General features: G+C 63.0%; 25 protein-coding genes. 17 read left to right on the forward strand and 8 right to left on the reverse strand.

Annotated features, from left to right (window positions below):
• Positions 1-78: 78 nt before the first annotated feature.
• Entirely contained in the window at positions 79-402 is a 324-nt protein-coding gene (locus CCD76_RS13855) for a DUF883 family protein (protein ID WP_087720044.1), read from the reverse strand.
• A 180-nt stretch (positions 403-582) separates the two neighbouring features.
• On the opposite strand from CCD76_RS13855, the gene CCD76_RS13860 reads away from it, so the two are divergent.
• Positions 583-1,191 (forward strand): LysE family translocator, encoded by a 609-nt coding sequence (locus CCD76_RS13860; RefSeq protein WP_087720045.1) that lies wholly within the window; start codon positions 583-585, stop codon positions 1,189-1,191.
• Positions 1,192-1,236: 45 nt separating this feature from the next.
• Here the strand turns inward: CCD76_RS13860 and CCD76_RS13865 are convergent, their stop codons facing one another.
• Entirely contained in the window at positions 1,237-2,901 is a 1,665-nt protein-coding gene (locus tag CCD76_RS13865; protein ID WP_087720046.1) for an acyl-CoA dehydrogenase family protein, read from the reverse strand.
• Positions 2,902-3,080: 179 nt separating this feature from the next.
• Between CCD76_RS13865 and CCD76_RS13870 the strand changes: the two genes are divergently transcribed.
• Positions 3,081-3,602: an NUDIX hydrolase gene (locus CCD76_RS13870; protein WP_256961312.1), complete on the forward strand. Its 522-nt coding sequence runs from the start codon at positions 3,081-3,083 to the stop codon at positions 3,600-3,602.
• A 138-nt stretch (positions 3,603-3,740) separates the two neighbouring features.
• Entirely contained in the window at positions 3,741-4,235 is a 495-nt protein-coding gene (locus tag CCD76_RS13875) for a glutathione peroxidase (protein WP_087720048.1), read from the forward strand.
• A gap of 94 nt (positions 4,236-4,329) precedes the next feature.
• Here the strand turns inward: CCD76_RS13875 and CCD76_RS13880 are convergent, their stop codons facing one another.
• Positions 4,330-4,737 (reverse strand): DUF7079 family protein, encoded by a 408-nt coding sequence (locus tag CCD76_RS13880; RefSeq protein WP_087720049.1) that lies wholly within the window; start codon positions 4,735-4,737, stop codon positions 4,330-4,332.
• A gap of 305 nt (positions 4,738-5,042) precedes the next feature.
• On the opposite strand from CCD76_RS13880, the gene fabV reads away from it, so the two are divergent.
• The 9 genes from fabV (at position 5,043) to CCD76_RS13925 (ending at position 16,551) form a co-directional block, all read left to right on the forward strand.
• Positions 5,043-6,242, forward strand: a complete 1,200-nt coding sequence (gene fabV / locus CCD76_RS13885; RefSeq protein WP_087720050.1) for an enoyl-ACP reductase FabV — start codon at positions 5,043-5,045, stop codon at positions 6,240-6,242.
• 44 nt (positions 6,243-6,286) lie between these two features.
• Positions 6,287-7,273 (forward strand): GlxA family transcriptional regulator, encoded by a 987-nt coding sequence (locus CCD76_RS13890; RefSeq protein WP_087720051.1) that lies wholly within the window; start codon positions 6,287-6,289, stop codon positions 7,271-7,273.
• Complete coding sequence (locus tag CCD76_RS13895; protein WP_087720052.1) at positions 7,270-7,920, forward strand: N-acetylmuramoyl-L-alanine amidase; 651 nt, start codon at positions 7,270-7,272, stop codon at positions 7,918-7,920. The genes CCD76_RS13890 and CCD76_RS13895 overlap by 4 nt, the downstream gene beginning before the upstream one ends.
• Before the next feature lie 374 nt (positions 7,921-8,294).
• The gene (aceE, locus tag CCD76_RS13900) at positions 8,295-10,985 is read left to right on the forward strand and encodes a pyruvate dehydrogenase (acetyl-transferring), homodimeric type (protein WP_087720053.1); all 2,691 of its coding nucleotides are present in this window, start codon (positions 8,295-8,297) and stop codon (positions 10,983-10,985) included.
• Positions 10,986-11,111: 126 nt separating this feature from the next.
• Positions 11,112-13,202, forward strand: coding sequence for a dihydrolipoyllysine-residue acetyltransferase (aceF, locus tag CCD76_RS13905; RefSeq protein ID WP_087720054.1), 2,091 nt, complete (start codon positions 11,112-11,114; stop codon positions 13,200-13,202).
• Between the two features lie 268 nt (positions 13,203-13,470).
• Positions 13,471-14,127: an adenylate kinase gene (gene adk, locus CCD76_RS13910; RefSeq protein WP_087720055.1), complete on the forward strand. Its 657-nt coding sequence runs from the start codon at positions 13,471-13,473 to the stop codon at positions 14,125-14,127.
• 118 nt (positions 14,128-14,245) lie between these two features.
• Entirely contained in the window at positions 14,246-14,935 is a 690-nt protein-coding gene (gene tsaB, locus CCD76_RS13915; protein WP_087720056.1) for a tRNA (adenosine(37)-N6)-threonylcarbamoyltransferase complex dimerization subunit type 1 TsaB, read from the forward strand.
• 51 nt (positions 14,936-14,986) lie between these two features.
• Positions 14,987-15,784 (forward strand): undecaprenyl-diphosphate phosphatase, encoded by a 798-nt coding sequence (locus tag CCD76_RS13920; RefSeq protein ID WP_087720057.1) that lies wholly within the window; start codon positions 14,987-14,989, stop codon positions 15,782-15,784.
• Positions 15,772-16,551 carry a class I SAM-dependent methyltransferase gene (locus CCD76_RS13925; protein ID WP_087720058.1) on the forward strand — a complete coding sequence of 260 codons (780 nt, stop codon included), beginning with the start codon at positions 15,772-15,774 and terminating at the stop codon, positions 16,549-16,551. The genes CCD76_RS13920 and CCD76_RS13925 overlap by 13 nt, the downstream gene beginning before the upstream one ends.
• Here CCD76_RS13925 and CCD76_RS13930 read toward each other — a convergent pair.
• Positions 16,493-17,464 (reverse strand): DMT family transporter, encoded by a 972-nt coding sequence (locus CCD76_RS13930; protein ID WP_087720067.1) that lies wholly within the window; start codon positions 17,462-17,464, stop codon positions 16,493-16,495. The two genes, CCD76_RS13925 and CCD76_RS13930, sit on opposite strands and share 59 nt — an antisense overlap.
• 232 nt (positions 17,465-17,696) lie before the next feature.
• Here CCD76_RS13930 and CCD76_RS13935 point away from each other — a divergent pair, with 232 nt between their 5' ends.
• The 3 genes from CCD76_RS13935 (at position 17,697) to nspC (ending at position 20,672) form a co-directional block, all read left to right on the forward strand.
• Positions 17,697-17,948, forward strand: coding sequence for a CsbD family protein (locus CCD76_RS13935; protein WP_087720059.1), 252 nt, complete (start codon positions 17,697-17,699; stop codon positions 17,946-17,948).
• A 344-nt stretch (positions 17,949-18,292) separates the two neighbouring features.
• Entirely contained in the window at positions 18,293-19,492 is a 1,200-nt protein-coding gene (locus CCD76_RS13940; RefSeq protein WP_087720060.1) for a saccharopine dehydrogenase family protein, read from the forward strand.
• 7 nt (positions 19,493-19,499) lie between these two features.
• Positions 19,500-20,672, forward strand: a complete 1,173-nt coding sequence (nspC, locus tag CCD76_RS13945; RefSeq protein WP_087720061.1) for a carboxynorspermidine decarboxylase — start codon at positions 19,500-19,502, stop codon at positions 20,670-20,672.
• A 62-nt stretch (positions 20,673-20,734) separates the two neighbouring features.
• Here the strand turns inward: nspC and CCD76_RS13950 are convergent, their stop codons facing one another.
• Positions 20,735-21,670 carry a LysR family transcriptional regulator gene (locus CCD76_RS13950; RefSeq protein ID WP_087720062.1) on the reverse strand — a complete coding sequence of 312 codons (936 nt, stop codon included), beginning with the start codon at positions 21,668-21,670 and terminating at the stop codon, positions 20,735-20,737.
• Positions 21,671-21,683: 13 nt separating this feature from the next.
• Complete coding sequence (locus tag CCD76_RS13955) at positions 21,684-22,115, reverse strand: MerR family transcriptional regulator (RefSeq protein ID WP_087720063.1); 432 nt, start codon at positions 22,113-22,115, stop codon at positions 21,684-21,686.
• Between the two features lie 64 nt (positions 22,116-22,179).
• Here CCD76_RS13955 and CCD76_RS13960 point away from each other — a divergent pair, with 64 nt between their 5' ends.
• Both CCD76_RS13960 and CCD76_RS13965 read left to right on the forward strand, forming a co-directional pair.
• Positions 22,180-22,878, forward strand: coding sequence for a cation transporter (locus tag CCD76_RS13960; protein WP_087720068.1), 699 nt, complete (start codon positions 22,180-22,182; stop codon positions 22,876-22,878).
• 204 nt (positions 22,879-23,082) lie between these two features.
• Complete coding sequence (locus CCD76_RS13965) at positions 23,083-24,084, forward strand: hypothetical protein (RefSeq protein WP_087720064.1); 1,002 nt, start codon at positions 23,083-23,085, stop codon at positions 24,082-24,084.
• Positions 24,085-24,134: 50 nt separating this feature from the next.
• Here the strand turns inward: CCD76_RS13965 and CCD76_RS13970 are convergent, their stop codons facing one another.
• Complete coding sequence (locus CCD76_RS13970; protein ID WP_087720065.1) at positions 24,135-24,404, reverse strand: DksA/TraR family C4-type zinc finger protein; 270 nt, start codon at positions 24,402-24,404, stop codon at positions 24,135-24,137.
• Between the two features lie 110 nt (positions 24,405-24,514).
• Positions 24,515-24,970 (reverse strand): universal stress protein, encoded by a 456-nt coding sequence (locus CCD76_RS13975; RefSeq protein WP_256961313.1) that lies wholly within the window; start codon positions 24,968-24,970, stop codon positions 24,515-24,517.
• Positions 24,971-25,015: the final 45 nt, after the last annotated feature.

Here is a 25,015-nt window from a genome sequence, read left to right on the forward strand (position 1 = left end):
ATTGCAGTTAAAGATTGAAACTATGGTTTAGACGTAACCGGAAAACAGAACGCCCCGCTTGGCGGGGCGTCGGAAAGGCTAGCGACGGCCAATCAACAGGCCGATCACGGCGCCGGCCAGCGTGGCTGCCCCGATACTGGACCACGGGTGTTCACGCACGTAACGGTCGCACTCATTGGCTGACTGGTTGGCGGAACGCTTGAACCGGCGATTGCGCCGGCGCGCCTGGTCGGCCATGCGTACATACTGCGCCTCGCTTTGCAGCCGTGCCTCTTCGATCGCGTCTTGCGTGTCGTCTCGCAGGTCACGTCCCAGTGCCTGGGCCTGATCACCGATATCGTCCAGATCGGCACGAATGCGATCGGTACGGGCTTCGCGGTCTTCACGCTTGAATAGGCTCATGTTTCACCTCCCTGATGGATTATGGGCCTGGGTGCGTATGACAGCGTAGACGCTGCAAAGTGCCCGTGCCGCCGGAAATCCTGTGATCGTTCGTCGATCGGTGCCTCGCGGAGTCGGCCGGGCGGCAAGCGTCGGGTATAGTCGGGGCGCGGATTTCGATGGCGGAAACAGGAAGTCGACGTGTCGTTGCAACTCTGGTTGTCTCTCTTGGCGGTTTGCGCTCTGGGGGCCATGTCACCGGGCCCCAGCCTGGCCATGGTCATGCAGAACACGGTCGGTGGCGGCCGCTGGTGTGGCGTGGTCGCCGGTGTGACCCATGCGCTGGGGGTCGGTCTCTATGCGGGGTTGACCGTACTGGGGCTGGCGGCGGTCATCGTTCACCAGCCCTGGCTGTACCGACTGGTGACCTGGGGCGGCGCGCTCTATCTGGCCTGGATGGGCATTCAAGCCCTCCGGGCCAGCGGTAGCGGCAGCTTTAGCGTCGCCGAGCGGGCGAGCGACTGGCGCCGTGCCATGCGCGATGGCCTGCTGGTGGCGCTGGGCAATCCCAAGCTGATCGTGTTCTTCGTCGCGCTGCTGAGCCAGTTCGTCAGCGCCGATCTGGGCACGGCCGGGCGCTGGCTGATCGTGGCCACCGCCACGCTGGTGGACGGCGGCTGGTACGTGCTGGTGGCGCTGTTGCTATCCCACTCCCGTGTGCTGCCGTGGCTGCAGCGACACGCGGCGTGGATACACCGCCTGACGGGCATCGTCCTGCTGGGGTTGGCGGCTCGTGTGGCGCTGGGCTGAGTCTGCGTCCGGGCGGCTCACTTCATTCAACGCTTTCCTTTTCATTCAGACACTTTCCTTCAGACGCTCGAGGATTGCCGGCACGGGAGCGTTGGCCGGCAGTACACCGAAAATCGGCGACGCGCTGGCAAGCCTCGTGATGCAGAAGGTGTCGGCGATGGCATGAGGGGCATGACGAATCAGCAGGGCGGCCTGCAGCATCTGCGCCATGCTCTGCGCTAGCCAGCGCGCCTCGGCCTGCAGCCGTTCGGCGCTGGCCGTCAGTCGGGCGTCGAGCGAGTCGACGGCGGCATCGAAGGCGGGATGGTGGCCCCGGGCCAGGTTGAGTTCCTGTCGCAACGCTTCGATGCTGGCCGGGTGCCGTTCCAGGATTCTCAGCACGTCCAGGCAGATGACGTTGCCGGAACCTTCCCAGATCGAATTGACCGGCGCTTCGCGATAGAGCCGGGCCAGCGGCGTTTCCTCGACGTAACCGATGCCGCCCAGGCATTCCATCGCCTCGGCCATGAACGCGGGGCAGCGCTTGTTGTGCCAGAACTTGGCCAGCGCGGGGAGCAGGCGGGCCAGGGCGGCTTCGTGCTCGTCGTCCGCGGTGCGGTCCATGGCACGGGCGCCTCGCATCGCCAGCAGCAGGCTGGCCTCGGTCTCGATCTCCAGATCGGCGACGACACGCTGCATCAGAGGCTGGTCGGACAGCCGACGATCGAAGACCAGGCGCTCCTGAACGTGGTGCCAGACTTCCCGCATTGCCTGGCGCATCATGCCAGCCGGCGCGGTGGCCGCATCGAGCCGCGTCTGTTGCACCATCTCCAGGATGGCCGGCACGCCACGACCGGGTTCGCCGACCAGCTGCGCCCAGGCGCCGGCGTATTCGATCTCCGCCGAGGCGTTGGCGCGATTGCCGCATTTGTCCTTGAGCCGCTGGATCTCGATGGCGTTGCGCTGACCCTCCGGCGTGAACCGCGGCGCCAGGAAGCAGGAGAGCCCGTCGTCGGTCTGGGCCAGCGTCAGGAAGGCATCCGACATCGGTGCGCTGCAGAACCACTTGTGCCCCTCGAGCCGATACCACTCGCCGGAACCGGGCGATGACACCGGCCGCGCCTGCGTGCTGTTGCGGCGGACGTCGCTGCCGCCCTGCTTTTCGGTCATGGCCATGCCGAAGGTGTTGGTCGTCTTGTGCCAGGCGGGGATGGCCGCAGGTTCGTACTCTCGGCCCAGCAGCCGGGCTCGCCAAGCCTCGCCACCGTGCAGATGGCGCAGCACGGGCATGGCGGCGTGGGTCATGGTGATCGGACAGCAGAAGCCGGGTTCGGCCTGGGTCAACAGATAGAGGGCGGCGGCGTGCGCCTGGTGCCCGCCGTCATGCTCGCGTTCCCAGGCGACGGCGTGCCAGCCCTCGCCAATCGCGAGCGCCATCAGCGAGTGGTAGCTGAGGTGATAGTCGACCTCGTCCAGGCGCCGGCCGTGACGGTCGAAGGCGTGCAACTGGGGCGGGAACCGGTTGGCCTGCTCGCCCCAGCGTTCGACTTCTGCAGAGCCCAGGCGCTGCCCCAGCGGTGCCAGACGCTCGCTCACCCAGTCCGGGGCGAAGTGCGACACTGTCTCGCGCAACGGGCGGTCGTCTCGCCACAGGTCGCGTTCTGGCTCGGGGGCAGGCTGATTCTCGACCCGATGCGTGGTCAGTTCGATGCGGGGCGCATGGTCGGCCATGTGAATTCTCCGAGTGGGCTGACTCGAGCATAAACCGGACATTCGCCGCCGTGTGCTCCCTTCGACCAATGCGGCATGCCGACGGTGCCACATACCGCCAGTGGATCGGGTCGAAGCCATCCCGTGATACGCTGCGGTTCCGTTTTCGATCGTCAGGCCTCCCCATGAGCACGTTTTCCATGAGCCCGTTTTCAGTGAACAAGCGGGTCATCGCCGACGAGCAGGTGCAGCTCGTCGACCCGCGCAACCGGCCCTGCGGCAGCGCCTCGCGTGTCACGATGCGGCAGTTGAACTGCTGGCATCGGGCGACGTACATCGTCGTGCGCAATGGCAAGGACGAGATCTGCGTGCAGGAGCGAACATCGATCAAGGAGACGCATCCGGGCTGGTTCGATCTGGCCGCGGGCGGCGTGGTAGGCGCGGGCGAGGCGTCCCGGCCGGCAGCGCGGCGGGAGCTGTTCGAGGAGCTCGGCATTCGCGGCGTCGAGCTGATGTCCGGTGGCGAATTCATGTTCCAGGAGGCCGGGCTGAATCTCTACGGCAGCCTCTACTGGGTGAGCTACGATGGAGCGCTTCGCCTGCAGCCGGAGGAGGTCGCCGCCGTACGCTGGTTGCCGATCCCGGAGGCGCTGGCGCTGGAAAAGGCGACGCCGGACACGCGGGTGGCATTGTCGAAGGCCGTCTCGCTCGATCACTGGTGAAGTCGCGGCTGGCGTGGCACTCTTTTGGCCGGACCGGCTTTCTGAATCAGGCGCCCGTGTTCAGAACAAGCGCGATGCCTTGCGTTCGCGCTTCGGTTCCCACGATTTGACACTAGCGTTCCTCGGGTCGACTCATCGATGTCGTTATATACGCAAGACTGCCGGACACATGCCGGCGAACCCTTCAATCTGCGCGCGCTGCGCGGCCAGGTGCTGCTGGTCGTCAATGTCGCCAGCCGCTGCGGTTTCACGCCCCAGATGGAGGGGCTGGAAAAGCTCTATCGCCAATATCGCGACCAGGGGTTCACCGTGCTGGCGTTTCCCTGCAACCAGTTCGGACGCCAGTCGCCGGAATCCTCGGCCATGTTCGCCACGTTCTGCGAACAGCGTTACGCGGTCACGTTCCCGATGATGGAAAAGGTCAAGGTCAACGGGGGCGAGGCGCATCCGCTGTTCATGTATCTGCGGCACCAGGCGCCCGGCGTGCTGGGGAGTACGCCGATCAAGTGGAATTTCACCAAGTTTCTGGTGGGGCGCGACGGGCAGGTCATTCGTCGCTTCGGGCCGCGCGCCGTGCCGCGATCGCTGCATCGTGCCATCGAGGACGCGCTGGAGACGCCGTTCTCGGCCTGAGCCAGCGCCGTTCTTCCATCAGACGCGCTGGCCGGCGTCTTGCACGGATAGCCTGTCCGGCCTCGGTTCGTCCGGTCTCGATTACCGCGGGGCTTCAGCTTTCGGGCGGACGTTCGCCTCGCGCGGCCATGAGCCGGATCGCCAGTTCATTGAAGCGTGGCCGGCTCATCATCGTCGTCAACCCCGAGAACAGCGACCACAGGGCCTTGCGCCAGCCGCCGAGCTTGCGGTTGTGGCGCACCAGTCGCGTCAGCAGCGCCGTTTCGTCGAACGCGCGCCATTCGCCCGCCACGGAGAGCTGGTTGCGTGCCATGACCGGCGACATCTCCAGCCGATAGACCCACTCCAGCTGCTGCAGCGTCAGTGCGCTGGCTTCGATCTCGCGGATCATGCGGGCGTATTCGGACTCGCGCGGCTCGCGCTCGAGCCATAGCGGCGACAGCGCCAGCCACAGCGCGCCGCGCCGGACGACCAGGTCTTCGATCTCTTGTTCGTGGTGCATGGGGCTTTCTCTGCTTTCTGGACTGGCTCGGCTTGCCGGTGGGCTATCTTCGAATACCCGCAGCGGCGAGACAAGCCTGACCGGCTTTCCCCGCGGGCGAGCCGATGGGTACGCGCCTCTCGTCGGGCAACGCGGGACCTGGCGGCGGACTGCGGCGAAAGCGTCATGTCACGAGTTCGCCCCCTTTTTGACCACGCTGTTAGAATGCGCCCGGATAGCACTCGACCTGATAGAATTCGACCCATGCCACTTCCCGGCGAGACTCGCCGGGGCTTTCCGTTTCGCTGTAGAAGACGAGGTTAGACGTGATCATCAAGCCCAAGGTTCGCGGTTTCATCTGTACCACGACGCATCCGCTCGGCTGCGAGCGCAACGTACTCGAACAGATCGAGACCACCCGCGCCAACCTGAGCGGCAAGCAGGCCGGCCCCCGCAACGTGCTGGTCATTGGCGCGTCCAGCGGCTACGGGCTGGCGGCGCGTATCACGGCGGCATTCGGCTATGGCGCCGATACGCTGGGCGTGTTCTTCGAAAAGCCCGGAACCGAAACCAAGCCCGGCACCGCCGGCTGGTACAACTCGGCAGCATTCGACAAGTTCGCCAAGGCCGAAGGCCTCTACAGCAAGTCGATCAACGGCGATGCGTTCTCCCATGAAGTCCGCGACAAGGCGATCGAGCTGATCCGTGAGGACATGGGGCAGATCGATTTGGTGGTCTATTCGCTGGCATCCCCGGTGCGCAAGCTGCCGGACAGCGGCGAGGTCAAGCGCTCCAGCCTCAAGCCGATCGGCGAGACCTACACGGCGACCGCCATCGATACCAACAAGGACACCATCACCGAAGCCACCGTCGAGCCGGCGACCGAGCAGGAAGTGGCCGACACCATCGAGGTCATGGGCGGCCAGGACTGGGAACTGTGGATGGATGCGCTGGACAAGGCGGGCGTGCTGGCGCCGGGTGCCAAGTCCGTGGCGTTCAGCTATATCGGTACCGATATCACCTGGCCGATCTACTGGCACGGTGCGCTGGGCAAGGCGAAGGAAGATCTCGATCGCGCCGCCAGCGAAATCGACCAGCGCCTCAAGGCGACCGGCGGCGGCGCCAACGTGGCCGTGCTCAAGTCCGTGGTGACGCAGGCCAGCGCCGCGATTCCGGTCATGCCGCTCTATATCTCCATGGTCTACAAGGTGATGAAGGAACAGGGCGTTCACGAGGGCACCATCGACCAGCTCAACCGGCTGTTCGGCGAGCGCCTTTACGCCGATGGCGAGCCCGAGGTGGACGAAGCCGGACGTCTGCGCCTGGACGACTGGGAACTGCGCGACGATATCCAGCAGGCCTGCAAGGATCTGTGGCCGCAGGTGACCAGCGACAACCTGTTCGCGTTGACCGATTACGCCGGCTACAAGCACGAATTCCTCAAGCTGTTCGGCTTCGAGCGTGACGACATGGATTATGACGCCGAGGTCGATCCGCTGGTGAAATTCGACGTCGTCCAGGTTTGATCACGCCCGACCCCATCGCATGAAACATCGGTCATGAGTCGGTCATGAATGCACAGGGCACCCCGCGCCAGGTGGGGTTCGTCATGCTGCCGGGGTTCTCCCTGCTGGCGCAGGCCTGCGCCATGGAGCCGCTGATCGTCGCCAACACGCTGGCGGAGCGGCGGCTCTATACCGCCACCACGTTCGGACTCGACGGCCGGCCGGTGAAGAGCGTGGCGGAATTGACCCTCTCGCCGGAGAGCGTGGCCGGCAGCGATGCGCGCCATCTCGACATGCTGTTCGTCTGCGCGCCCACGCCGAGCGGTGTAGTAACGGCGGAAGAAGAGGGCGAGTCGCTGATCCACTGGCTGCATCGCCTGGCGAGCCGAGGCGTGACGCTGGGCGGTATTGCCGGCGGCACGCACTGGCTGGCCAGGGCCGGCGTGCTGGATGGCTATCGGGCCTCGATCCCCTATGCCAGTGCCGATGCGTTCATGCGGACGTTTCCGACGATTCATGTCTCTCATCAGCTGTTCGAGATCGACCGTGATCGCCTCACCTGCGGCGGCGGTACCGCGGCGATGGATATGCTGATGACACTGATCGGGCAGCAGCAGGGCGCCGGGCTGGCGCAGCGGATCTCCGAGCATTTCGTCTGCGAGCGCATCCGCATGGCCGACGAGCCGCAGCAGTTGCCGCTGCGCTCGCGGCTGGGGCACGCGCCGCAGAGTCTTCTCGATGCCGTGGCGCTGATGGAAGCCAATATCGAGGAGCCGCTGACCACGCACGAACTGTCGGCGCACCTGGGCCTTTCCCGCCGTCAGCTGGAGCGCTTGTTCAAGAAACACCTGCAGGCCGTACCCAGCCGTTACTATCTGAACCTGCGCCTGCAACAGGCGCGCCGGCTGCTCCGTGAAAGCGACCAGGCGGTGGGGGAGATCGCGCTGGCCCACGGATTCTCGTCGGGCGCGCATTTTTCCACCGCCTATCGCCATCATTTCGGCATCAGCCCGCGAGATGAGCGATTGGGACAGGCCGGAGGCGAATCATGAAGAAGCAATGTGTCGGCGGGGGTGGCAACACCATAAACGACAGCCATTGGCTGGGCTCCGCTCGCCGAGTGATATCGCCCAACGCCAATGAGCGGCCGGCGGGCGAGATATCGGCCGTGGTGCTGCACGGCATCAGCCTGCCGCCGGGGGAGTTCGGCGGCGACGCCATCGAGCGGCTGTTCACCAATATGCTGGACCTGGATGCGCATCCGGCCTTCGCCGCGATCGCCTCGTTGCGGGTCTCGGCGCATCTACTGATTCGGCGCGATGGCGAGTGCGTCCAGTTCGTGGCGTTCGACCGTCGTGCCTGGCATGCCGGCAAGTCGCGCTGGCTGGATGAAAGGCTGCCGCGCCAGGGACAGCCTTTCATCCAGCGTCAGCCTCTCATCCAGCACCAGGGGCAGCTGCGCGAAGGGCTCAATGACTTCACTGTCGGCATCGAACTCGAAGGCACCGACGAGAGGCCCTATCGGGAGGCGCAGTACCGCGCGTTGTCAGGTGTTCTGGGCGCGCTGATGCAGCGCTACCCCGCAATCTCGAGCGCGCGGATTACCAGCCACGCGCACATTGCGCCGCTGCGCAAGACCGATCCCGGCCCCGCGTTCGACTGGGCTTATCTGCGGCGTTGTCTGACGGAGATCGTTTGAATGCTATGCTTTTGTGGGGGTATCGTGCGCATGGATTGCCTGCGATCCTGATGTTGGTAATTTGGCTACAGGAACGGTACTCGCTTTCTTCTGCGAGATTGACCTTCAAGTTGCTGAAGTTGCGGCATTTACGCGCCGTCCCTAGCACAATCGATGTGTCCGCGAATTGGCAGATGCGAGCGTTTGCGGTATCTTCTTCGCCTGATTTCTCGCGTCACGCACGCCTGCTGTAATTCCATTACAGCCAATAAATCTCGGAAAACGGCCCCAAAAGAGCCGTGCCGGCACCGAAGAGCGCATATTCCCAAGCCCCGCTGCGGCTATCCGCCCCGGCCGGGCGAATGGCAAACCTTTTCCCATTCGGAGAGTTGTCTATGAGTCTGGAGACACGAGAAGATCTCGATCCGGTCGAAACCACGGAGTGGTTGGATTCCCTGGCTTCGGTCGTCGAGCATGAGGGCGAAGAGCGCGCTCAATACATTCTGAGTCGGTTGGCGGACCGCCTGCGTCGTGATGGCTCTTCACCGCCGTTTTCCGGTACCACGCCGCACCGCAACACCATTCCCGTGCATCGTGAAGCCAAGATTCCCGGCGATATGTTCATCGAGCGCAAGATCCGCTCGGCGATCCGCTGGAACGCCATGGTGCAGGTGCTCCGTGCCAACAAGAAGCACAAGGGCCTGGGCGGTCACATCGCCAGCTATCAGTCCAGCGCCACGCTTTATGAAGTCGGTTTCAACCACTTCTTCCGCGCCGACAACGGCGACCACAAGGGCGATCTGCTCTACATCCAGGGCCACGTCACGCCGGGCATCTACGCGCGCTCGTTCCTGGAAGGCCGCCTGACTCAGGAGCAGATGGATAACTTCCGCCAGGAAGTCGACGGTGAAGCTCTGCCGTCCTATCCACACCCCTATCTGATGCCGGACTACTGGCAGTTCCCGACCGTTTCCATGGGTCTGGGCCCGATCCAGTCGATCTATCAGGCCCACGTGATGAAGTACCTGCACTCGCGTGAGCTGGAAGACATGAAGGACCGCAAGGTCTGGGCATTCCTGGGCGACGGCGAGTGCGACGAGCCGGAATCGCTGGGCGCGCTGCACCTGGCCAGCCGCGAGAAGCTCGACAACCTGATCTTCGTCATCAACTGCAACCTGCAGCGTCTCGACGGTCCGGTACGCGGCAACTCGCGGGTCATCGACGAGCTCGAAGGCGTTTTCCGCGGTGCCGGCTGGAACGTGATCAAGGTCGTCTGGGGCGGCCTGTGGGATCCGCTGTTCGAACAGGACACCAAGGGCATGCTGCAGAAGCGCATGGACGAGGCGGTCGACGGCGAGTACCAGAACTACAAGGCCCAGGGCGGCAAGTACACCCGCGACAATTTCTTCGGCAAGTACGAAGAGACCGCGGAGATGGTCAAGGACTACTCCGACGAGCAGGTCTTCCGGCTCAATCGCGGTGGCCACGATCCGCAGAAGGTCTACGCGGCCTATCACGAAGCGGTCAACAACGCCAACGGTCGGCCCACGGTCATCCTGGCGCATACCGTCAAGGGTTACGGCATGGGCGGCGGCAGCGGCGAAGCCGATATGGAAGCCCACCAGATCAAGTCCATGGAAACCGAGGCGCTGAAGGCATTCCGTGATCGCTTCGGCATCCCGGTTTCCGACGAGCAGATCGAAAGCGGCGACATCCCTTACTACAAGCCCGCGGACGACAGCCCGGAGATGAAGTACCTGCATCTCCAGCGCGAGAAGCTCGGCGGTTTCCTGCCGGCGCGCAAGGCGGATTTCGAGGCGATGGAGATCCCCGCTCTCGATGACAAGATGTTCGCGACGCAGCTCAAGGGCACCGGCGACCGCGAAGTCTCGACCACGATGTCTTTCGTGCGCGTGCTCAACGGTCTGGTCAAGCACAAGCAGCTGGGCTCTCGCATCGTGCCGATCATCCCTGACGAAGCGCGTACGTTCGGGATGGAAGGCATGTTCCGCCAGCTCGGTATCTATGCCGCCGAAGGGCAGAAGTACGAGCCGATGGATGCCGGCCAGATCATGTATTACCGCGAGGACCAGAAAGGTCAGATCCTCGAGGAAGGCATCACCGAGGCCGGTTCCATGTCCGCCTGGATCGCGGCGGCCACGTCCTATGCCAACCATCACCTGCCGTTGATTCCGTTCTACGTCTACTACTCGATGTTCGGCTATCAGCGGGTCGGCGATCTGGTCTGGGCCGCGGGTGACCTTCAGGCGCGCGGCTTCATGGTCGGCGGCACCGCTGGCCGTACCACCATCAACGGTGAAGGCCTGCAGCACCAGGACGGCCACAGCCATATCCTGATGTCCACCGTGCCGACCTGCCGCGCTTACGATCCGTGCTACGGTCACGAGCTGGCAGTCATCATGCAGGATGGTCTGAAGCGGATGTTCCAGGACAAGGAAAACTGCTTCTACTACCTGACCGTGATGAACGAGAACTACTCGCACCCGCAGATGCCGGAAGGTAGCGAAGAGGGCATCGTTCGCGGCATGTACCTGCTCAAGCCGGGCGAGAACGCCGGCAAGAAGAAGGCGCCGCGGGTTCAGCTCATGGGCAGCGGCACGATCCTGCGCGAAGTCGAAGCGGCGGCCGAGCTGCTGGCGGAAGATCACGGCGTGGTTGCCGATGTCTGGAGCGTGACCAGCTTCAACGAACTGCGTCGCGAAGCGCTGGAATACGATCGCCAGCAATTCCTCGACTACGATGAAAAGCGCGAGAAGCCGTGGGTCGTCCAGCAGCTCGACGGTGTCGAAGGGCCGGTCATCGCCTCGACCGACTACATGAAGCTGTATGCCGATCAGATCCGCGCCTGGGTGCCGACCGACTTCCATGTCCTCGGAACCGATGGCTTCGGCCGTTCGGATACCCGTGAGCAGCTGCGTCGCTTCTTCGAGGTCGACCGCTACTACGTGACGATTCAGGCACTGCGTGCGCTGGCCAATCGCGGCGAAATCGACATCAAGGTCGTCAACGATGCCATGAAGAAGTACGGCATCGATCCCGCCAAGCCCAGCCCTCTGTTGTCCTGAGCCCTGCGGTTGGTCTGGACCGGAGTGTCACGTCAAGGCGCTGCCGCCCTGCGGGGCGGTAGCCAGATTGCCTGAGTGAGTCGACCTGCCCCCGGGCAGGTCGACAGATGATAAAGGAGCGCGACCTTGAGTAGCGAAATCATCAAAGTTCCCGACATCGGCGGCAGCGACGATGTCGAAATCATCGAGATCGCGGTGAGCGTCGGCGATGTCATCTCCGCCGAAGACACCATGATCACGCTGGAATCCGACAAGGCCAGCATGGACGTCCCCGCGCCGAAAGGTGGTAGGGTCGTCAAGCTTCTGGTGAAGGAAGGCGACACCGTCTCCGAAGGCGATGACATCCTCGAGCTCGAAGTGGAAGGCGAGGGTGACGACGATGGCCAGGATGACGCTGAAGAAGCGTCTCCCGGCAAGAGTGCCGAAGAAGCCGACGCCAGCGGCGAAGCCGAGAAATCGGAAAAGCCGAACGGAAAGTCGAAAAAGTCTTCCGGTGGTGGCAAGCGGACCGTCGAGATCAAGGTGCCGGACATCGGTGGCAGCGAAGGCGTCGAGATCATCGAAGTCGCCGTCGGCGAAGGCGACGAGATCAGCGAAGAAGATACCCTGATCACGTTGGAATCCGACAAGGCCTCGATGGATGTGCCGAGCCCCTACAGCGGCAAGATCGTTTCGCTGTCGGTCAAGGAGGGCGATAGCGTCTCCGAGGGCGATCTGATCGGCACCATGGAAATCGCCGGCGAAGGCGACGATGAAGGCGACGCCGACGAAGCTGCTCCGGCAGAGGAATCCGACAGTGCCGAGCCCAGCGACGGTGCCGAGGAACAGGACGCCGAAGATCAGGGCGACGAAGAGGAAGGCGGTGACGAAGGTGGCCGCAAGGTAATCCGCGTCCCCGACATCGGTGGTAGCGAAGGCGTCGAGATCATCGAGGTCGCGATCAGCGAAGGCGACGAGATCAACGAAGAAGACACCCTGATCACGCTGGAGTCCGACAAGGCTTCCATGGACGTGCCGAGCCCCTACAAGGGCAAGGTCGTCGAAGTATCGGTCAAGGAAGGCGACAGCGTCTCTGAAGGCGATCTGATCGGCTATATCGAGGCGGCCGGCGCTCCGGGGGCGGGGGCGAAGAAGCCGGCCGAAAGCGGTGCCAGGAAGGGCGGTGAGTCGAAGCAGGCCCCGGCCAAATCCGATGCCGGCAAGCAGTCCGGCGCCAAGCCGGAGAAGGACGTCAGCGGTGAACCGAGCCCGGAAGCCCGTCACAAGCATGGTGACGACAAGACCGAAGGTGCGCGCGTTCATGCCGGCCCGGCCGTGCGCAAGCTGGCCCGCGAACTGGGCGTCGAGCTCAGCGAAGTCAAAGGCTCCGGTCCCAAGGGCCGCATCCTGAAGGATGACGTCGACGGCTTCGTCAAGCAGGTGATGAAGCAGCGCAAGAGCGGTGGCGGCGCAGCACCAGCAGCGGCCACCACCGGTGGCGCAGGCATTCCGCAGGTGCCGGCGATCGATTTCAGCCAGTTCGGCGAGATCGAAGAGAAGCCGATGAGTCGTCTGATGAAGGCAGGCGCCAACAACCTGCATCGCAGCTGGCTCAACGTGCCGCACGTCACGCAGTTCGACGAAGCGGACATCACCGAGCTCGAAGCTTTCCGCAAGTCGATGAAGGCCGAGGCGGAGTCTCAGGGTGCCAAGCTGACGCCGCTGCCGTTCATGATCAAGGCGTGTGCCTATGCGCTGCGCAAGTTCCCGCAGTTCAACTCGAGCCTGCATCCGGACGGCGACAAGCTGATCATCAAGCATTACGTGCATATCGGCGTGGCAGTCGATACGCCGGATGGATTGATGGTGCCGGTGATTCGCGACGCCGACAAGAAGTCGCTGATCGACCTGGCCAAGGAGTCGGTCGAGCTGGCGAAGAAGGCCCAGAACAAGAAGCTGTCTCGCGAGGAGATGAGCGGTGCCAGCTTCACCATCTCGAGCCTGGGCTCGATCGGTGGCACGGCCTTCACGCCGATCGTCAACACGCCGGAGGTAGCGATTCTGGGTGTCTCCAAGTCGTCGATGAAGCCGGTGTGGAACGGTAGCGAGTTCACGCCGCGTCTGATGTTGCCGCTGTCGCTCTCCTATGACCACCGGGCGGTCAACGGTGCCGATGCGGCACGCTTTACCGCCTTCCTGGCGCAGGTGCTGTCCGATATTCGTCGTATGCTGGTCTGATACGGCGAGCGGTCCATCGAACGCCAACGGCTCCTTCGGGGGCCGTTGGCGTTTTTGCAGGTGGCATGGCAGATCGGTGACGAATACGACGAAATGGTGAGGTCCCGTCGAACTTGCTGCCGCGCCTGGCAGGCCCTAGCCCAAAGCGAGTCTTGTGCGTCAACCGATCGGCAGGTATCGTCTTGAGCCATTGACGATGTCGTCTGCGTTGCGCCTCCGACGCCGCTGGCCGGTCTGAAAATCGATACCATTCTAAGGAGCTGTATCAATGCGTTTGATCCTCTTGGGCGCCCCCGGCGCTGGCAAGGGTACCCAAGCCCAGTTCATCTGCGAGCATTTCCACATCCCGCAGATTTCCACCGGCGACATGCTGCGCGCCGCGGTGAAAGAAGGCAGCGAACTGGGACTCAAGGTCAAGGAGACGATGAACAGCGGCGGCCTGGTGTCCGACGATCTGATCATCGCGCTGGTCAAGGAACGCATTGCACAGCCCGACTGTGCCAACGGCTTTCTGTTCGACGGTTTCCCGCGCACCCTGCCGCAGGCGGATGCGATGAAGGATGCCGGCATCAAGCTCGACCATGTGGTGGAAATCGCCGTCGACGACGAGGAGATCGTCAATCGTCTCTCCGGGCGTCGCGTTCACCCCGACTCCGGGCGTGTCTATCACGTCGATTACAAGCCGCCCCAGGAAGAGGGCAAGGATGACGTGACCGGCGAACCGCTGATCCAGCGCGACGACGACAGCGAGAAGACCGTGCGCTATCGCCTCTCCGTCTATCACGATCAGACCGAGCCGCTGATCGGCTATTACCAGGAGTGGGCGGCGAAGGACGCCGAAGCCGCGCCGGCCTATCATCGCATCGCGGGCGTCGGCAGCGTCGACGAGATTCGCGACCAGGTACTTGCCGCACTGGAATCCTGACGGAACGAACCCGTGGTCGCCCGTCATTCGCTCCGCCTTCATGGCGGAGCGATCGTTTTGATGTCCTGATGGCGATATACTCGCTGACTTCTTTTTGCTGCCATTCTCCGAGAAGCCGATGCCGACGTTGCTGGCGCTGGACGCCTCATCTACTGCCTGTTCCTGTGCGCTGATTCGGGACCAGCTCATCGTTCAGCGTTTCGAAATCGCGCCGCGCGAGCATACGCGCCTGTTATTGCCGATGGTCGACGAGGTGCTGGCGGAAGCGGGTGTGTCGCTCGGCCAGCTCGACGCGGTCGCGTATGGGCAGGGGCCGGGCTCGTTCACCGGCCTGCGGATTGCCGCCGGCGTCGCTCAGGGACTCGCCTACGGTGCCGATCTGCCGCTGATGGGTGTGTCGACCCTGGAGGCGCTGGCGCTGGCGGCGCATCGTAAATGGCACGCCCGCCATGTGATCGCGGCGCTCGATGCCCGCATGGACGAGATCTACGTAGGTGCCTATCACTGCCTCGACGGTGCCCTGACCGTCGCCCTCGAGGAGCGGGTCATGCCGCCTTCGCAGCTGCGATTGCCCAAGGCCGACCATGCCATCGAGTGGCTGGGGATAGGCAGCGGCTGGCAACTTTTGTCCGGCATTCCTGTCGACGTACAGGCCGCATTGCCGCAAACCCTTCCCGACGAACTACCCGCGGCGGAAGATCTCGTTCGTCTGGCTGCCACGTCATGGGAGCGTGGCGCGCGAGGTAGCGCGCCTCACGAGGTCGTCCCCGTCTATCTACGCGATGAGGTCGCGTGGCGAAAGGCGTGACAGACCGGCGCCCATGGGCGTGGCCTCTTCGTACAAGGATATCGAAAGAAAATGGATGTTTTTCAACTGGCCGCACTCGCCATCATCCAGGGCTTGACGGAATTCCTGCCCATTTCCTCTTCCGCGCATCTCATTCTACCGTCTCAGCTGTTCGGCTGGTCCGACCAGGGGCTGGCCTTCGATGTCGCGGTCCATATCGGCTCGCTGGGAGCCGTGCTGTTCGCCTTTCGCCAGGAGGTCTGGCGTATTCTCCACGCCTGGTCCACCCAGTTCGGCGGACGTGGACAGACGCCCGAGAGTCGCCTGGGATGGGCGATCATCGTCGGCACGATTCCGGCGGTGATCGTCGGTCTGCTGATCGAGGATTGGGTCGAGAACGCAGGGCGCTCGGTGCTGGTCATTGCCACGACGACGATCGTTTTCGGCGTGCTGCTGGGTATTGCCGACAAGCGCGGCAGCCGGGTGCAGCCGATCGAGAAGATGACGCTCAAGACCGCGCTGCTGATCGGGCTGGCTCAGGCCATTGCGCTGATCCCCGGCACCTCGCGTTCCGGCATCACCATGACCGCCGCGTTGATGCTCGGCTTCACGCGTCAGGCCGCGGCACGCTTCTCGTTCCTGCTTTCGATGCCGCTGATCCTGGCGGCCGGGTCGCTCAAGGGGCTCGAGCTGGCACAGTCCGGTACCGCGACCCAGTGGCATGAGATTCTGCTCGGTGTCGCTTTCTCGTTCGTGGCTGCCTGGCTTTGCATCAAGCTGTTCCTGGCCGCGCTGGACAGGATCGGCATGATGCCGTTCGTGATCTACCGGCTACTGCTCGGCATTGCGTTGTTCGTATGGGCGACGTGAGCGGCAACCCGCCGTTGGTCGTGGTTGGCGAGTCGCTGACCGACCTGGCCGAACGCTATGGGCTGCCCTGGGCGCCGTCGGCGCCGGAGGGCGGGCTGGTTCTGCAGCGAGCCGAGCACGGCCTCGAAATCGCTGGCGATCCCAAGCGCTATGGTCATCCGATACGCGCGGATTTCGTCTCCGGTGCGGCCGCCCACCGCCGCCGCTTCGGTGGCGGTCGCGGTCAGCTCGTCGCCAAGGCCTGTGGTTTCGGCAAGGGCGTGGTGCCCCGGATCGTCGATGCCACGGCCGGCCTTGGGCGGGACGCTTTCGTGCTGGCTTCCCTTGGAGCCGAGGTGTTGATGGTCGAGCGGGTCGCGGCGATTCACGCCTTGCTGGAATCGGCCCTGTCGCAGGCTGAGGCCGACGAGGATGTCGTCGAGATCGCCGGGCGTCTTTCACTGCGGCACGCCGATAGCGCAACGGCACTGGCGGAAGCGGTGCGCGACTGGCCGCACGCTCCTCAGGTCGTGCATCTCGATCCGATGTTTCCGCATCGCGAGAAGTCGGCGCTGGTCAAGAAAGAGATGCGTGTCTTTCGCGAACTGGCCGGGGATGACGACGACGCTCCGCGCTTGCTGGAAGCGGCGCTGGATGTCGCCACGCATCGCGTGGTGGTCAAGCGCCCCCGCAAGGCACCTCCCATCGAGGGGCCGCCGCCGCACCATGTCATCGAGGGGAAGACGAGTCGTTACGATCTCTACGTGCATCGTTCCCTGAAGGGTTGAGGCCCGGCACGGACGAGTCCGGCTGGCCCCGGTGACGCTTGAACAGTATCAGCCAGAGCGCGAACCCGATGAGCAACCCGCCGACGGCATGGGCCCAGCCGACCTGCTCGCCGAGGAACAGCGTTCCCCACAACACCCCGAACATCGGCACCAGCATGGTGACCGTCAGCGGCTTGATCGGCCCCAGCTCTTCGACGAGCCGGAAATAGAGCAGGTAGGCGAAAGAGGTGCAGGCAAGGCCCAGCGCCGCGACGGCCCACCAGACGTTGGCCGAGGTCCAGCTGCGGGCGCTGTCGTCCAGCCATAGCTGCGCGGCCATGAAAGGGCCCAGCAGCAGCGTGGCGCCAAGCTGCGATCCCAGGGCGATCAGGCGGGAGTCGAGGCCGCCTCGCTGCGCGATCCAGCCTTTCACCAGGAACCCGCTGAGTCCGTAGCAGCTGGCCGCCACCAGGCAGGCGGCAGCGCCGATCAGCAGTCCGCCGCTGATCGCCACCGGGCCGGTGCCCACCAGTACGCCGACGCCAAGCATTCCCGCCGCAACCCCGATCAGACGGTCTCGCGTCAGCTGTTCATGAAAATGGATGGCGCCGATGACGACGCCCATCAACGGCGTCGAGGCGTTGAGCATCGCTGAATAGCCGGCGGGTAGATACTGCGCCGCGATGCAGAACATGGCGAACGGGATGCCGGAGTTGATCATGCCGATCGCCAATGTTGCCTTGAACTTGCCGTCGAAGCGCCAGCTCGTGCGCAGGAGAGCCAGGATCATTACCAGCCCCAGCGTCCCGAGGAACACCCGAAAGAAGGCGGTAGGAAAGGCGCCTAGCGCTGGCGTTGCGATACGCATGAACAGAAAGCTGGCGCCCCACAGTGCGGAAAGCAGCAGCAGGCGACCAAGCGATGATAACGGCATGTCGAGAGAGTCTCCGAATGTGATCGCGGCTAGCGTAAACGGGTTGTCCATCGATGTCTGGTCGTTTTCGGCATTGGCGTCTGCAATGGGAGCGTGATCGGGTTTGCCGACATGGCGCGATCGGAGAGCGGTCCATTGTCGACCGGCGGATTTTGTCGAGATCCCGCAAGACAACTATGCTCAAGGATCAGCGGAACGACTCTGCTGCAATAACCGCGATCAAGGAGCCGAGATGTACGAAGATCAAGTGAAAGGACGCACCGAAGAACTCAAGGGCCATGCTCAGGAAGCTGTCGGCAGCTTTACCGAAGATGACGATCTGCGTCACGAGGGCAAGGCGCGCCGGACTGCAGGGAAGTTGCAGGCCAATTACGGCGAGAAGCTCGACGAAGTCCGTGAAGCTACCGTCAAGAACCCGATCAGCGCGTTGGCGATTGCTGGCGGCGTAGGCGTCTTTCTGGGGATTCTTCTCGGTCGGCGTTGATAGGTGACATGTTCCTTGTCCCTCTCGACCCCGGTATCAGGCCGGGGTCGTTATTTTTGCTGGGGCCGGGAGCTGCGCGGGCCGTCATCTCATGCCACTCAGCGACTCTCGGTTCGATGGTGGCGAACCTGATCTGGCTTCGGTTGAGATTTGACGCGAAAAACTCTTGAGGCCAGTCTCTGACGAGGTCATCATCTGCGGCCTCTTGCCGGTCCCGATGGATCGGGAGGGGGACCAAGACCGGGGTGGCATCGGGTCGGGGTGCGCTGAATCTTGAAAGGTTAGTTGCCCACTACCGATAAGACCTTATCACTGTTGACTTTTCCCGATCTGGAAGCGAATTCATGAGCAAAGTCCTGATTGTTGGTGCCGGCGGCGTCGGTGGTGTCGTGACCCATAAGTGCGCGCAGCATCCCGAGGTGTTCAGCGAGATCTGTCTTGCCAGCCGCAACGAAGCCAAGTGCAAGGCGATCGCCGAGCAGTTGCCGCGTCCGATCCAGACCGCCCAGGTCGATGCCGACAGCGTCGAAGCCCTGGTCGCGCTGATCGAGTCGTTCAAGCCGGACATTCTGATCCATGTGGCCCTGCCGTATCAGGACCTGACCATCATGGAAGCCTGCCTGCAGACCGGCGTGCCGTACCTGGATACCGCCAACTACGAACACCCGGACGAGGCCAAGTTCGAGTACAAGGAGCAGTGGGCGTTCCAGGATCGTTATGCCAAGGCGGGCGCGATGGCCACGCTGGGCTGCGGCTTCGATCCGGGCATGACCAACATCTACTGCGCCTATGGCCAGAAGAACCTGTTCGACGAGATCCACCGCATCGACATCCTGGATGCCAACGGTGGCGATCACGGCTATCCGTTCGCGACCAACTTCAACCCGGAAATCAACATTCGCGAGATCACTGCGAACGGACGTTACTGGGAGAAGGGCGAATGGGTCGAGACCGCGCCACTGGCCGAGAAGCGCAAGTTCGACTTCGACGGTATCGGCGAGAAGGATCTTTACCTGCTTTATCACGAAGAGCTCGAGTCGCTGTCCCAGAACATCAAGGGACTGGAACGCATTCGGTTCTGGATGACCTTTTCCGAGAAGTACATCACGCATCTGAAGGTGCTCGAAAATGTCGGCATGACCAGCATCGAACCGATCAAGGTCGATGGCGTCGAGATCTCTCCGCTGCAGTTCCTCAAGCAGGTACTGCCGGACCCGGCCTCGCTCGGCCCGCGCACCAAGGGCAAGACCAACATCGGCGTCATCCTCGATGGCATCAAGGATGGCAAGCGTCGCAAGGTATACATCTACAATATCTGCGATCACGAGAAGTGCTACGAGGAAGTCAAATCCCAGGCGATCTCCTACACCACCGGCGTGCCGGCGGTGACGGGCGCAATGCTGATGCTGCAAGGCATCTGGAAAGGCGAGGGCGTGTTCAACGTCGAACAGCTCGATCCCAACCCGTTCATGGAGCGCATCGGCGAGATGGGGCTGCCGTGGCAGATGGTCGAGCTCGATCCCGACCAGGACCCGCTGGCCTGAGCGCGCGATGACTGATATTTCCTCCAAGGCCGAAGGCTATCCCTTCGACATCAGCGCTAGCCCGTCGCCGGCCTACGTGGTCGACGACGCCCTGTTGCGTCGCAATCTGGAGCTGCTGGGCCGCGTGCAGGCCGACAGTGGCGCCAAGATCCTGCTGGCGCTGAAGGGGTTCGCCATGTGGAACACCTTCCCGCTGGTCAGCCAGTATCTGGTCGGGACCACCGCCAGCGGGCAGGACGAGGCCCGCCTCGGCGCCGAGACGTTCGGCGGCGAGGTGCATGTCTATTCTCCGGCGTTTACCGCGCCGGAGATGGACGTGGTGCTGCGCTACGCCGATCACCTCAGCTTCAATTCGCCGCGCCAGTGGCGTCATTTTCGTGAAACCGTGAAAGCGGCCCCGCGCAAGGTATCGTGCGGGCTGCGCGTCAATCCCGAGCATTCCACCGGTGAGGTTGCGCTCTACGACCCCTGTGCAGCGGGCTCGCGCCTGGGCACGCGGGCGGCGGATCTGGCCCCGGAAGATCTCGCAGGGCTGGAGGGGCTGCATTTTCACGCGCTGTGCGAGCAGAACAGCGATGCGCTGGAAGAGACGCTGGCGGCGTTCGAGACCAGGTTCGGGCAGTATCTGGGCGGGCTTCGCTGGGTAAACTTCGGCGGCGGCCACCACATCACGCGTGCCGACTACGATGTGGAGCGGCTGATACGGGTGATTCGCGAGTTCCGGTCGCGCTACCCGCATCTGGAGGTCTACCTCGAGCCGGGTGAAGCGATCGCGCTGAATACCGGCTATCTCGTCTGCACCGTGCTGGATATCGTCGAGAACGATGGCCCCATCGCGATTCTGGACACCTCGGCGACGGCACACATGCCCGACGTGCTGGAGATGCCGTATCGGCCCGAAATCATCGGCGCCGCCAAACCTGGCGAGAAGGCATACACCTATCGCCTGGGCGGCACGACCTGCCTGGCCGGCGACGTGATCGGCGACTACGCATTCGATGCGCCGCTCGAGATTGGCGATCGCCTGGTCTTCACCGACATGGCGCACTACACCATGGTCAAGACCACGACGTTCAACGGCATCCGGCTGCCGTCGATCTGCCGGATCGACGAAGAGAGCCGGGAAGTCCGCACGGTCAAGACCTTCGGCTACGTGGACTATATGCAGCGGCTGAGTTGAGTTCATAGGGAAGGTTCGTGCCTTCGACGCCCCGCATTTGCAATGCGGGGCGTTTTTCATAGCTAGACGGGTGTCGGCTGCTCCGGTGAAATCTGCCGGGAAGACTGGTACTGCGTGATGATATCCAGCAGTTCCTGGCCGAAGCTTGGAAGAACATGATCTTCGCGGATCAGCACGCTGCGTTCCCGATAAGCCCAGGCGTCGCTCAAGTGGCGCACGCTCAGTCGCATGTGGTCCCGATAACGCAAGGCACAGGATTCGGGGAGAATTCCGACGCCGACGCCAGCCTCGATCATGCGGCACGCCGATTCGAAACCGAACACCTGGATCCTGACCGGCAGCGGCTTACCGAACTCCAGCGCCTTGCTTTCCAGGTAGTGGAAGAGCGTGCTGCCTTCATGCAGCGTGACATGCGGGTAGTCCAGGGCGTCTTCGTAGGTGATCTCCTCTCGCTCAGCCAAAGGATGATCGAGCGGGGTCGCCAGTACCAGCCTGTCCCGGCTGAACGGCAGGGTCTTCAGCCGGGAAGGCACGTCGACACCGACCATGATGCCGAGAATGCCCATGTCGGCGGTGCCATCGAGAACGCCGCGAATGATGTCGTTGGTCAGACGCTCCTGCAGGTCCACGGTGATACCGGGGCGTGACGCGAGGAAATCGGCGAGCACCTCTGGCATGAACTCGATGACGGCTGTCGTGTTGGCGAATATCCGCAGGTGGCCGATGGCATCGCTGGCGTAGCCGGAAAATTCGCTCTTGACGCGCTCGACCTGCCGCAGAATGAGGCGCGCGTGTTGCAGCAGTCGCTCGCCGGCGGGCGTCAGTTCGACCCCCTGGCTGCTGCGATAGAACAGCCGGCTTTCCAGTTGCGCCTCGAGCGACTTGATGCGGCCGCTGACCGCTGCCGTCGAGAGATGCGCGCGCTGGGCGCCTGCCGTCAGGCTGTTCTCTTCGGCGACATGGACGAAGATGCGCAGATCGGCAAGATCGAAATGCATGGGGCGGGTTCCTTCAGCGCTCGGTAGGTCGCGACAGCGACTCGATGATCTTGCACTCTCCGATGGTCTCGGCCCGACAGGCTCCTTCCAGACGATCCAGCTCCTGCTCCAGCGCCTGGAGATCCCGAATGCGGTCGCGGACATGCTCGCGCTGTTGATGGATGATGGCATCCACCTGGTGGCAGGGAGCCTCGCGTTCATCCGAGAGCCGCAGCAGCGCTTTGACGTCGTCGAGCCCCAGCCCCAGGTGACGACAGCGCCTGATGAAGCGCAGACGATCTCGTTCGACCGACGAGTAGAGTCGATAGCCCGAGGCCGTACGCCTGGCGGCGGGCAGTAGATCTGCCTTCTCGTAGTAACGGATGGTGACTGCTTTCACACCGGTCAGCCTGGCAAGCTGGCCGATCGTGTAGGGCTCGGACGAAGTGGCGCAGGCACGATTCATCGGCTTGACTCTATAGCAACTATAACCCCGATCCTAACAGATGGAGCGAACGGGGAGTGTAATGATGGATGCCTGCTGCGAAAACAAATCCGGTGAACTGGCTCTGTTGCGTGAGCGCCAGGCAAAGGTGCTTTACGTCGTGCTGGCGATCAACGGGATCATGTTTCTGTTCGAATTCATCGCCGGCTGGGTCATCGGCTCGACGGCCCTGCTGGGGGACTCGCTCGATATGTTCGGCGATACCACCGTCTACGCGCTGACGCTGTATACGCTACATCGCAGCAACCGGGAGAGAGCGGCAGCCAGCCTGGTGAAGGGCGGCTTCATGCTGATATTCGGTGTCGCCGTGATCGGCGAGGCCGTCTACAAGAGCGTGGCGGGTGCCGCACCCACCGCCGAAGCGATGGGCATCGTCGGGCTGATCGCGCTGATGGCGAACAGCATTTGCTTCCTGATGCTCTATCGCTTTCGTAGTGACGACATCAACATGCGTTCGACCTGGCTTTGCTCGCGCAACGACCTGATCGCCAACACGGGCGTGATCATTGCGGCGGTGCTGGTCGGTGCAACCCAGACACGCTGGCCGGACGTGGTGATCGGCATGATCATTGCCGGGTTGTTCCTGCATTCCGCGTGGCGGGTGCTTGGCGAGGCATCACGAGAGTGGCGTGGATCCGATCCTCGTGCGATCAAGGCGGGAGATGAGGGGAGCGAATCAGTCGAAAAACACGATACCTGTCAGCAGTCGTCGTGCTGTCGCTGACAATTGGTTTGGATTGCGCCTGGTAACGACAGGAGATTCTCGCGAAGGCGGATTTCCCCAATTGGATTAATGGCGCGGCTCAGCCGATACCATGAGTCCGGCCAGTCTATTTTACGGTTTCATGGGCATGGTGTCGTGATTGATTGCCTTGAAGTGGGTAATGGCTAAATCTTGGCATACGGCTTGCGACCCACGAGGGCTGCCATGAGACTACTGCTCCACCCCGGACACGCGAAGTGCGGTTCGACCAGCATACAGCGTTCGCTCATTGCCAATCGCCAGGTATTGGCGGATCACCGTGTCGTCGTGCCGGATCCTCAGTTGCGCTTGCCCGGCGAGGCAGGGTTCGATTCTCAGGGCGAAACGCCGCGGGAGTTCTTTCGCCGGCTGATGGAACTCGGCGATATCGGGCCCCTTGAAGCACGCTTGCGGGCCTGGCGGGAGTCGCCATCGTGGCCGGACGCGACGTTCGTGATTTCCGCGGAAAATCTGATCAATCATCTGATGGGACCGATCGGAGAGCGTATCCACCGTGCACTTGCCGACTACTTCGATGTCGTCCAGGTGATCTATTACATCCGTCGCCAGGACGACTATCTTCTTTCCGCCTGGCAGCAGTGGGGTTTCAAGGAGGGCAAGACATTCGCGGAATACAGCCAGGAGGCGTTGCGTCGCGCCAATCCGCACTATCTGGCGGTCGGGCAGGCCTTCGGCAAGCTCTACGGCGCGGATAGTGTCACGATAAGACCAGTGCTGCCGGAGGCGTTGCGCGGCGGTGAGCTACTGCAGGACTTTTTCGGCCGTCTGGTCGATGACCCGTCCACATTGTCGTTCGATCAGGCCCGTAGCAACCTCAGCTTGAATCCCTTTCTCTGCGAGGTGCTCGCTGGGCGAAAAACGCTCTTTCGGGATATCCACGACGACAGTCTGAAACAACGGCTGATCAGGACGTTCGGCGCCGACAGCGAGTTGTTCCAGAGGGAGGCCTCCTTCATGGATCCCGCGTTGGCGAGGCATATCATGGCGCATCATCGGGAAGAGAATCTTCGCCTTCAGAAGCATTTCTTCCCGCACGTGTCATTCGAGAAGGTGTTCGGCGGTCGCGAGCAGGATGGCCCGGGCGACGATGAGCGGCTGCGGATATCGCGGGAGCGAGCAGGACAGCTGCAAAAGCGTGTGATCTGGGATCTACTGGAACGGTTGTAATCGAATCCCGAAACGCCAAGGACTCCGCCCTGACGGAGGGTTACGCTCGGCTAGCGCAGCTGGCTGTCTTTGCTACCGCGGCGATTGTAGTTGGCACGATGGGTCTGGTGGCGGTCCGCTTCGCTCTGACAGGCGATGCATAGCCGAACGCCAGGTACTGCCTGACGACGCGCCTCCGGGATCGGGGCTTCGCACTCTTCACAGATCGCCAGGCTCGGACCCTGGCCGCGGAGCCGCTGGCGGGCTTCCTGAATACCGTCTTCGACGGTGCTGTCGATTTGCTCCTGCACTGCGCCATCTTTTGCCCAGCCGCTAGCCATGGATGCTCTCCTTTTGAAACCTGTCGGTACGCTCTGGTCTCATCGAGCAGGGCGGCAGAGGGTCATGTCTCGCAAGGCCGCCATGATATTGCCTGCGCGAGCGCCGAGAATCAGTCGAAGTCGACGAACTCATGGGTCGCCCGAGTGGCATGCTGGTGCGGCGTCTCATGTACACAGATGACGCGACACTTGGCAACGTGCGTCACCTTGTGCGATACGCTGCCGATCATCAGGCCTTTGAACTGTCCTACGCCACGGCTGCCCATCACGATGGCATCGACGCCCAGCCGTTCGGCTTCGGAGACGATGACGCGCGCTGGCGACCCCTGCTTGATGAGGAGATCGAATTCGCCGTTATAGCCGGGGAAGGAGGGGAGGGTATCCAGCGCGGCATCGAGAATGGCACGGCCTTCCCGATTGGCAGTCTCTACCGAGGCAGCCTTGATCGCCGCTTCGACACTCAATAATTCGGCGTCGTGCAGCTGTGGGTAGGGATCGCGAACGTTCAACAGGTACAGCTTCCCCTGTACCGGTGCCGCCAACTGGCAGGCGACGTTGAGCGCGATGTGGGAGTCCTCGGGTAACTATTCAGGTCACGCTGCCTGATCCAG

Origin of the sequence: Salinicola salarius, assembly GCF_002179555.1 — a bacterium.
GTDB lineage: Bacteria > Pseudomonadota > Gammaproteobacteria > Pseudomonadales > Halomonadaceae > Salinicola > Salinicola salarius_A.

What these genes read in the sequence shown, in the direction of transcription:
- aceE (WP_087720053.1), top strand. Translation starts at nt 8,295, where the DNA reads ATGAGTCTGGAGACACGAGAAGATCTCGATCCGGTCGAAACCACGGAG.
- CCD76_RS13935 (WP_087720059.1), top strand. Translation starts at nt 17,697, where the DNA reads ATGTACGAAGATCAAGTGAAAGGACGCACCGAAGAACTCAAGGGCCAT.
- CCD76_RS13870 (WP_256961312.1), top strand. Translation starts at nt 3,081, where the DNA reads ATGAGCCCGTTTTCAGTGAACAAGCGGGTCATCGCCGACGAGCAGGTG.
- CCD76_RS13920 (WP_087720057.1), top strand. Translation starts at nt 14,987, where the DNA reads ATGGATGTTTTTCAACTGGCCGCACTCGCCATCATCCAGGGCTTGACG.
- CCD76_RS13865 (WP_087720046.1), bottom strand. Translation starts at nt 2,901, where the DNA reads ATGGCCGACCATGCGCCCCGCATCGAACTGACCACGCATCGGGTCGAG.
- nspC (WP_087720061.1), top strand. Translation starts at nt 19,500, where the DNA reads ATGACTGATATTTCCTCCAAGGCCGAAGGCTATCCCTTCGACATCAGC.
- CCD76_RS13960 (WP_087720068.1), top strand. Translation starts at nt 22,180, where the DNA reads ATGGATGCCTGCTGCGAAAACAAATCCGGTGAACTGGCTCTGTTGCGT.
- CCD76_RS13880 (WP_087720049.1), bottom strand. Translation starts at nt 4,737, where the DNA reads ATGCACCACGAACAAGAGATCGAAGACCTGGTCGTCCGGCGCGGCGCG.
- CCD76_RS13970 (WP_087720065.1), bottom strand. Translation starts at nt 24,404, where the DNA reads ATGGCTAGCGGCTGGGCAAAAGATGGCGCAGTGCAGGAGCAAATCGAC.
- CCD76_RS13890 (WP_087720051.1), top strand. Translation starts at nt 6,287, where the DNA reads ATGAATGCACAGGGCACCCCGCGCCAGGTGGGGTTCGTCATGCTGCCG.
- CCD76_RS13855 (WP_087720044.1), bottom strand. Translation starts at nt 402, where the DNA reads ATGAGCCTATTCAAGCGTGAAGACCGCGAAGCCCGTACCGATCGCATT.
- CCD76_RS13950 (WP_087720062.1), bottom strand. Translation starts at nt 21,670, where the DNA reads ATGCATTTCGATCTTGCCGATCTGCGCATCTTCGTCCATGTCGCCGAA.
- CCD76_RS13965 (WP_087720064.1), top strand. Translation starts at nt 23,083, where the DNA reads ATGAGACTACTGCTCCACCCCGGACACGCGAAGTGCGGTTCGACCAGC.
- CCD76_RS13895 (WP_087720052.1), top strand. Translation starts at nt 7,270, where the DNA reads ATGAAGAAGCAATGTGTCGGCGGGGGTGGCAACACCATAAACGACAGC.
- tsaB (WP_087720056.1), top strand. Translation starts at nt 14,246, where the DNA reads ATGCCGACGTTGCTGGCGCTGGACGCCTCATCTACTGCCTGTTCCTGT.
- CCD76_RS13925 (WP_087720058.1), top strand. Translation starts at nt 15,772, where the DNA reads ATGGGCGACGTGAGCGGCAACCCGCCGTTGGTCGTGGTTGGCGAGTCG.
- adk (WP_087720055.1), top strand. Translation starts at nt 13,471, where the DNA reads ATGCGTTTGATCCTCTTGGGCGCCCCCGGCGCTGGCAAGGGTACCCAA.
- CCD76_RS13875 (WP_087720048.1), top strand. Translation starts at nt 3,741, where the DNA reads ATGTCGTTATATACGCAAGACTGCCGGACACATGCCGGCGAACCCTTC.
- CCD76_RS13930 (WP_087720067.1), bottom strand. Translation starts at nt 17,464, where the DNA reads ATGCCGTTATCATCGCTTGGTCGCCTGCTGCTGCTTTCCGCACTGTGG.
- CCD76_RS13955 (WP_087720063.1), bottom strand. Translation starts at nt 22,115, where the DNA reads ATGAATCGTGCCTGCGCCACTTCGTCCGAGCCCTACACGATCGGCCAG.
- CCD76_RS13940 (WP_087720060.1), top strand. Translation starts at nt 18,293, where the DNA reads ATGAGCAAAGTCCTGATTGTTGGTGCCGGCGGCGTCGGTGGTGTCGTG.